We start from the raw sequence: 6,877 nt of genomic DNA, 5'->3' as shown, positions 1-6,877 counted from the left end.
CGGCAACGGCACCGCACCCAACGGCCCGAGCCACGGGAACGTCGGCGTGATCGGGAAATACGGGATGCCCAGCACCCGCGCCACCGTCTTCGCGTTGCCGATCATGGGGTAGATCTCCTCCGCCCCGACGATCGAACAAGGCACGATGGGCGAGCCCGTCCGCAGCGCCGTCGAGACGAAGCCGCCGCGGCCGAACCGCTGCAGCTTGTAGCGCTCGCTGAACGGCTTCCCGATGCCCTTGAAGCCCTCCGGCATCACACCGACCAGCTCACCGCGTCCGAGCAGCCGCTCCGCGTCCTCCGCGCAGGCCAGCGTATGTCCGGCCTTGCGGGCCAGTTCGTTGATGACCGGCAGCATGAAGACCAGGTCGGCGGCGAGGAGCCGCAGATGCCGGCCCTGGGGGTGGTTGTCGTGCACCGCGACCTGCATCATCAGGCCGTCCAGCGGCAGCGTCCCGGAGTGGTTGGCGACGATCAGCGCCCCGCCGTCGGCGGGGATGTTCTCGATGCCCTTCACCTCCACCCGGAAGTACTTCTCGTAGAAGGGCCGGAGCAGCGACATCAGGACCTGGTCGGTGAGCTCCTCGTCGTAACCGAAGTCGTCGACCTCGTACTCACCCGTCAGACGCCGCCGCAGGAAGGCCAGACCGCCCGCGATGCGCCGGTCCCAGCCGCCGCCGCTCCGCGGCTCCGACACCTGCCCCGCCGGCGCCCCGGGCGCCACCCGTGGCTCACCGCTCGGCGGCCCGTCCTGCTGAGGGCCCTCCTGCTGCCCGGGCAGCGACGCGACCCCGGCCACGGGGTCACCCGCGCGCCGGGGCGCGGACCTGCGGCGTGACATGCGCTGCGCGCTCCCGCGCGACCGGTCGTCGTCGAACGGAATGACCTTGGCGTCCGCCATCGTTGACGCTCTCCTCAGTTGGCGCTCGGGTGGCCGCCCGCGAGGGGCAGCGCGGCGATCCGGTCGACTGCCCCCGCGAGGGCACCTGGTGGCAGCAGCCCGGGGCCCCGGCTGCGTACGAAGTCCGCGAAGGTCTCCGCCGTCGTGTACTTCGGCCTGAACCCCAGTGTCTCGCGCATCTGCCGGGTGGCCACGACCCTGCCGTGGGTGAGCAGCCTGATCTGCTCGGGCGAGAAGTCCGTCATGCCGACCGTGCGCAGCGCCGAGCCGACCCAGGTGACGGCCGGCAGGAACACGGGCACGGTGGGGCGGCCGAGCCGCCGCGAGCACTGGGACAGGAGCAGCTGGCCGTCGCCGGCGATGTTGAACGTACCGCTGTTGAGCGTGCCCCGCTGCGGGTCGTGCGAGGCGAGCCGCAGCACCTCGACCGCGTCGTCCTCGTGGACGAACTGCAGGCGCGGGTCGTAGCCGAACACGGTCGGCAGGACCGGCAGCGAGAAGTACTCGGCGAGCGGGGAGTCCGCGGCGGGCCCCAGGATGTTCGCGAAGCGCAGCACGCACACCGCGACGTCCGGGCGGCGCCGTGCGAACCCGCGCACGTAGCCCTCGACCTCGACGGTGTCCTTGGCGAAGCCTCCGCTGGGCAGCGACTTGGGCGGCGTGGTCTCCGTGAACACGGCGGGGTCCTTCGGCGCCGACCCGTACACGCTGGTGCTCGACTTCACCACGAGCCGCTTCACCGCCGGCGACTTCTGGCAGGCACCGAGCAGCTGCATGGTGCCGATGACGTTGGTCTCCTTGACGGTGCCCCGGCTGCCCCTGCCGCCACGTCCGCCGAGGGCGGTGGCGGTGACGTCCATGTGGACGACCGTGTCGACGTGGTGCTCGGCGAGCACCCTGGCGATCGTGGGCTGCCGGATGTCGGCCCGGATGAAGTCGGCGCCGCCGAGATGGTGCTCGGGCGGGACCGCGTCGACGGCGATCACGCGATCGACCTCCGGGTCACGCTGGATCCGCCGGACGAACCGTCCGCCCAGCTGCCGGGCCACTCCGGTCACGAGCACGACCTTGCCCAAGATGAGCGCCTGCCTTTCCCCGACCCTCGCCGCGCCACCGTCGGCTGCGTTGCGGACCACGCTAGCGGGTGGACGTTGCGCTGTGATGTCCGTGTGCCCGGAGACGGCCAGAGACGGCCGAAAACACCGAAGCCCTCCCGTCGGATGACGGGAGGGCTTCGGTACACGCTGTGCAGCGGTCGCTTACTTCTTGTTGCGACGCTGAACGCGAGTGCGCTTCAGCAGCTTGCGGTGCTTCTTCTTGGCCATCCGCTTACGCCGCTTCTTGATAACAGAGCCCACGACTACCCTCGCTCACTTCTCTTCACTCGGTGCGGGGCAGCAGACTGGGCCCACACGACCTACGTCGGCCTAGCCTACCTGTCCCCGCGTGAGGGACGTAATCGAGGGGCCATGGCCCCTGCGCGAGGGGCCCCGGGGACCCCTCGCTCAACCTGCTTCCACCCCCACATACGACTCGCGGAGGTACTCGTGAACCGCCTGCTCGGGGACCCGGAAGGACCTCCCGACCCGGATGGCGGGCAGATGACCGCTGTGCACCAGCCGGTACACGGTCATCTTGGACACTCGCATCACCGAGGCGACTTCCGCCACGGTAAGAAACTGAACCTCGTTCAGCGGCCTCTGGTCTGCAGCCATGACACCCCACCTGAACCTTCCGCACATGACGGGCACCGGCTTCCCCTTCCGGTGACTCTTCGTCTCTGCGCGCTCACTCCCCAGACTAGGGGCGGATGATGCGAGTGGGGAAGAGGAGCCGCGATCGGCCGCCTACTGTGACAGACACGCTCGATTGAGTACATAGCGAGTAAGCGGTCGGTAGTAATCAGACCGCACAGCGTCATCAAGCGGAACGACGACGGACACCTGCCCCTCGGCCTCCCCGACGAACAGCGCGGGATCGTCCGTATCCGCCAGACCGATCGCCTCAAACCCCAGCTGACCTGCTCCGCAGACCCATCCGTGGTCCCCGATGACCAACTCGGGAAGCGGTCCCTGAGCCTCCGCTGCGGCATCCAGAGCGGCCCGAACCGGGAGGGGTGAGTGGGTGTGTGCGCCGGTCTCACTCCCGGTGGGACGCACGCCGGGTTCGCGCACCAGCGCGACTCCTTGTACGTAGTCAAGGTTGTACGTGCGTAGGCCGAACCGGGTCGTTATGTCGACACTGCTGCCCTGCGCGGGGGTGAGGACGGTGCATCCGGCCGCCGACAAAGCGTCCGCCAACGCGGCGTAGAACCCGAGCAGTCGGTGCGGATGACCGGTCCCGAAGAGTACCGGGAGCCGTCGTCGTGCGGCGCTCGCGAGCCGTTCCGCGAAGGCGTCGAGCGCCACCAGCGTCCGTTCCGGATCGATGACATCGGCCCCCGTGGTGCACCCCGGGTCGGCGGACACCCCGCACTTGTCGGACATCAGGCGCAGCAGATCGCCGGCGCCCCAGCTCCACTCGGGGTCGAGCCCGAGAAGTATCCGCGGGTCACGGGCCGCGAACAGCCGATAACTCCGCAGGCTCTGTTCCCGCGAGGTGGCCACGGGCCCCGCCAACCGAGCCGCCAACAGATGCGCACGCAGCGCGCCGGTGCTCAACACCCGGCCGATGCTGGCGCATCACCGGAGCACCGGCCCCCAAAACCCCGGAAACCCCCCACAGTTGGGCTAACGCGGGCACAATCCGGCGGGCCGCCTCCTAGGCGAGCAACCCCCGCAACGGGAACACGGCCTTCCGGGCGGCGAGCACGGCCTGGTCGAGCCGGTCGGCGGGGTCGTACCCGGACTCCCAGCCCTTCCAGTCCACCGGCCACCGGCCGTCCGTCATCCGCCCCGGCGCCAACTGCCGGGTCCGGGCGAAGACTTCCTGCCGCCAGGCCTCGGGGATCTCCGCCGTGGGCTCCACGGGCCGCCCCGCGGCGATGGACACGAGATGCGTCCAGGACCGCGGCACCACATCCACCACGGCGTACCCACCGCCCCCAAGGGCCACCCACCGCCCCTCGGCGTGCTCGTGGGCCAGCTCATGGCAGGCGACCTGTACGGCCCGCTGCGCGTCCAGCGACACCGCGAGGTGCGCCAGGGGGTCCTCGAAGTGGGTGTCGGCCCCGTGCTGCGTCACGAGGACCTGCGGCCTGAACTCGGCGAGCAGTTCGGGCACCACGGCGTGAAAGGCCCGCACCCATCCCGCGTCGCCGGTCCCGGCCGGCAGCGCGACGTTCACCGCGGTCCCTTCGGCCGAGCCGTCCGCGCCCGTCTCCTCCGGCCATCCGGTCTGCGGGAACAGCGTCCGCGGATGCTCGTGGAGCGAGATCGTCAGGACCCGCGGGTCCTCCCAGAAGGCGGCTTGGACCCCGTCGCCGTGATGCACGTCGACGTCCACGTACGCGACGCGCTCCGCGCCCAGCTCCAGCAGCCGGGCGATGGCCAGCGCCGCGTCGTTGTAGATGCAGAACCCGGAGGCGCCCCCGGGCATCGCGTGGTGCAGCCCGCCGGCGAAGTTCACCGCGTGCAGCGCGTCCCCGCGCCACACCGCCTCGGCCGCGCCCACGGACTGTCCGGCGATCAGCGCCGACACGTCGTGCATCCCGGCGAAGGCGGGGTCGTCCTCCGTACCGAGCCCGTACTCCCCGCGGGCGGACGCGGGATCCACGGAAGCGGCTTTGACCGCGTCCACGTAGTCCCCGCGGTGCACGAGCCGAAGCGTCGAATCACCGGCGCGCTTGGCCGCGACGATCTCCAGCTCCCGGTCGAGCCCGAAGGCCTCGACCAGACTTCGGGTCAGCCCGAGCCTGACCGGGTCCATCGGGTGACCCGGGCCGAAGTCATAGCCCGTTACTGCCTCGTCCCACATCAGCTGCGCGCGGCCACTCATGCCCGTCACCGTACCGGTCCGGTCCCGGGGCGAAGGAACGGGCGTACAGCAAGGTCAGGAGCACCAACACCAGAGGAACGACCATGGCTGCCCGGTAGTTCCAGGCGTCCCCGAGCCCACCCACCAACGGCGAACCGATCAGAAACCCCACATAGTTGAAGACATTCAATCGCGCCACGGCCGCATCCGAAGCCTCCGGGAACAGCCTTCCCGCAGCGGCGAACGTCTGCGGAACAATCACGCACAGCCCCAGACCCAGCACGGTGAACCCCGCGATTCCGATCCACGCTCCGGGAGCGACCGCCACGACCGCGAACCCGAGCGCCGCCACCACCGAACCGCCCCGCACCACCGCCACGGCCCCGAACCGCCGCACCCCCAGATCCCCGAGCCCGCGCCCCACCAGCGTCATGACCATGTAGACGTTGTACGGAACGGTCGAGACCTCTTCCGAACTCCCCAGCACGTCCTGCAGATACTTGGCGCTCCAGTTGGAGACGGTCGAGTCGCCGATGTACGCGAACGTCATCACCAGGCAGAGCGGCAGCAGCATCTTGAAAACGACTCCCCCGCCTTCCGCCTCCCCTCGTCCCGGCGCCCCCAAGGCCTTCGTCGCGTCGACGTACCACCGGCTCCCGACCAGCGCGGTCGGCAGCAGCACCACCACGACCGGCAGGTAGGAGACGAAGAGCGAGAGGTCCCAGTGCGCCCCGGCCCAGGCCAGCGACGCCCCGACGATCCCGCCCAGGCTGTACGCGGCATGGAACCCGAGCATGATGCTGCGCCCGTACTCCCGTTGGAGACTCACCCCGAGCATGTTCATGGACGCGTCGAGCGCCCCCACGGCGAGCCCGAACGCCCCGAGCGCGACGCCCACGTGCCACATCTCGTCGCCCGCGCCGACCCCCAGCAGCGCGAGCAGCACCATGGGCTGCGACCACCGCAACACCGCGCTCGGCGGCACCTTCTTCACCAGCTGCTCGGTGCCCACGCTCCCGATTCCGGCCAGGATCGGCACCGCCGCGAGGAAGACGGGCAGTAGCCCGTCGGATATCCCGTAGCGATCCTGGATCGCCGGAATCCGCGTCACGAGCAGGGCGAACGTGACTCCCTGCACCAGGAAGGCGAACGCCAGCGAGGCCCTGCCGCGCCGCAGCTCTTCGGTCATGGCTGGAGAGCGTAGGGCCCCCGGCTACCAGTGGGTAGATGGATCACGCACCCAATCTTCCGGTGTCAGGTGTCAGCTGTCAGGCGAGCAGGTCCGCCAGTTCGCGCATGTCCCCGAAGAGCGCGGTGGCCCCGACGAGCCGCTCGGCAGGCGTCATGGCGGTGAACCCGAGGACGTCCATGCCGGCGGCGACAGCGGCCTGCACTCCCAGCGGGCTGTCCTCGACGACGACACACTTCTCGGGCGCCACACCCATACGCTCGGCGGCATACAGGAAAAGGTCGGGCGCCGGCTTCCCCCGCCCCACGTCCTGCGAGCTGAAGACACGACCTTCGTCGAACCACTTGTCGAGCCCGGCCTTCTGATGTCCGACGCGAATCCGCTCATGACTCCCGGAAGAGGCCAGGCAGTAAGCCACTCCGTCGGCGGCGAGCTTCTCCAGGACGTCGACGGCTCCCTCCACGGGCTTCAGCTCTCGCTCGAAGGCGGCAAAGACTCGGCTGTGAAAGACGTCGTCGAAGTCCTCGGGAAGCCGCTGCCCACTCCGCTCGAGAACCAGATCGTGTACGCGGTGGACGGCGGCGCCCATGTAGTCGCGCAGGGAGTCCTCGTAGGAGGTGGGGTGTCCGAGCTCGGTCAGATAGCCGGCGAGGATCGTATTGGAGAGCGGTTCGCTGTCGACGAGGACACCGTCATTGTCGAAGATGACCAGTTCGTATCGCATGACCCGACCCTAAACGCAGAAAACCCCCGCACCATAAGGTGCGGGGGTTTCCCATCTAAAAGGAGTTCGGCGGCGTCCTACTCTCCCACAGGGTCCCCCCTGCAGTACCATCGGCGCTATGAGGCTTAGCTTCCGGGTTCGGAATGTAA

General features: G+C 69.5%; 8 protein-coding genes and 1 rRNA gene. All 9 read right to left on the bottom strand.

The window, feature by feature from the left end; translation table 11 throughout:
- The coding region (locus AB0N81_RS39870; RefSeq protein WP_365367462.1) for a lysophospholipid acyltransferase family protein at positions 1 to 900 on the bottom strand (900 nt) is incomplete at its 3' end.
- Between the two features lie 14 nt (positions 901 to 914).
- A complete protein-coding gene (locus tag AB0N81_RS39865; RefSeq protein WP_365367558.1) occupies positions 915 to 1,976 on the bottom strand; it encodes an NAD-dependent epimerase/dehydratase family protein in 1,062 nt (353 codons plus the stop codon).
- 183 nt (positions 1,977 to 2,159) lie between these two features.
- Positions 2,160 to 2,258 (bottom strand): AURKAIP1/COX24 domain-containing protein, encoded by a 99-nt coding sequence (locus tag AB0N81_RS39860; protein WP_003948845.1) that lies wholly within the window; start codon positions 2,256 to 2,258, stop codon positions 2,160 to 2,162.
- A gap of 147 nt (positions 2,259 to 2,405) precedes the next feature.
- Positions 2,406 to 2,615, bottom strand: coding sequence for a helix-turn-helix domain-containing protein (locus AB0N81_RS39855; RefSeq protein WP_157869005.1), 210 nt, complete (start codon positions 2,613 to 2,615; stop codon positions 2,406 to 2,408).
- Between the two features lie 132 nt (positions 2,616 to 2,747).
- A complete protein-coding gene (locus AB0N81_RS39850) occupies positions 2,748 to 3,563 on the bottom strand; it encodes a phosphatase (RefSeq protein WP_365367460.1) in 816 nt (271 codons plus the stop codon).
- Positions 3,564 to 3,660: 97 nt separating this feature from the next.
- A complete protein-coding gene (locus AB0N81_RS39845; protein ID WP_365367458.1) occupies positions 3,661 to 4,836 on the bottom strand; it encodes an acetoin utilization protein AcuC in 1,176 nt (391 codons plus the stop codon).
- On the bottom strand, positions 4,787 to 6,004 hold the full coding sequence (locus AB0N81_RS39840) for an MFS transporter (protein ID WP_365367456.1): 1,218 nt from the start codon (positions 6,002 to 6,004) through the stop codon (positions 4,787 to 4,789). The genes AB0N81_RS39845 and AB0N81_RS39840 overlap by 50 nt, the downstream gene beginning before the upstream one ends.
- A gap of 79 nt (positions 6,005 to 6,083) precedes the next feature.
- Positions 6,084 to 6,728 carry an HAD family hydrolase gene (locus tag AB0N81_RS39835; RefSeq protein WP_365367454.1) on the bottom strand — a complete coding sequence of 215 codons (645 nt, stop codon included), beginning with the start codon at positions 6,726 to 6,728 and terminating at the stop codon, positions 6,084 to 6,086.
- Positions 6,729 to 6,792: 64 nt separating this feature from the next.
- A 5S ribosomal RNA gene (gene rrf / locus AB0N81_RS39830) occupies positions 6,793 to 6,877 on the bottom strand; the annotation flags it as partial.

Source organism: Streptomyces sp. NPDC093510 (assembly GCF_040683555.1).
Classification (GTDB): domain Bacteria; phylum Actinomycetota; class Actinomycetes; order Streptomycetales; family Streptomycetaceae; genus Streptomyces.
The sequence above is the reverse complement of the archived record's forward strand: the minus strand, read 5'-3'. Positions and strand labels throughout refer to the sequence as shown.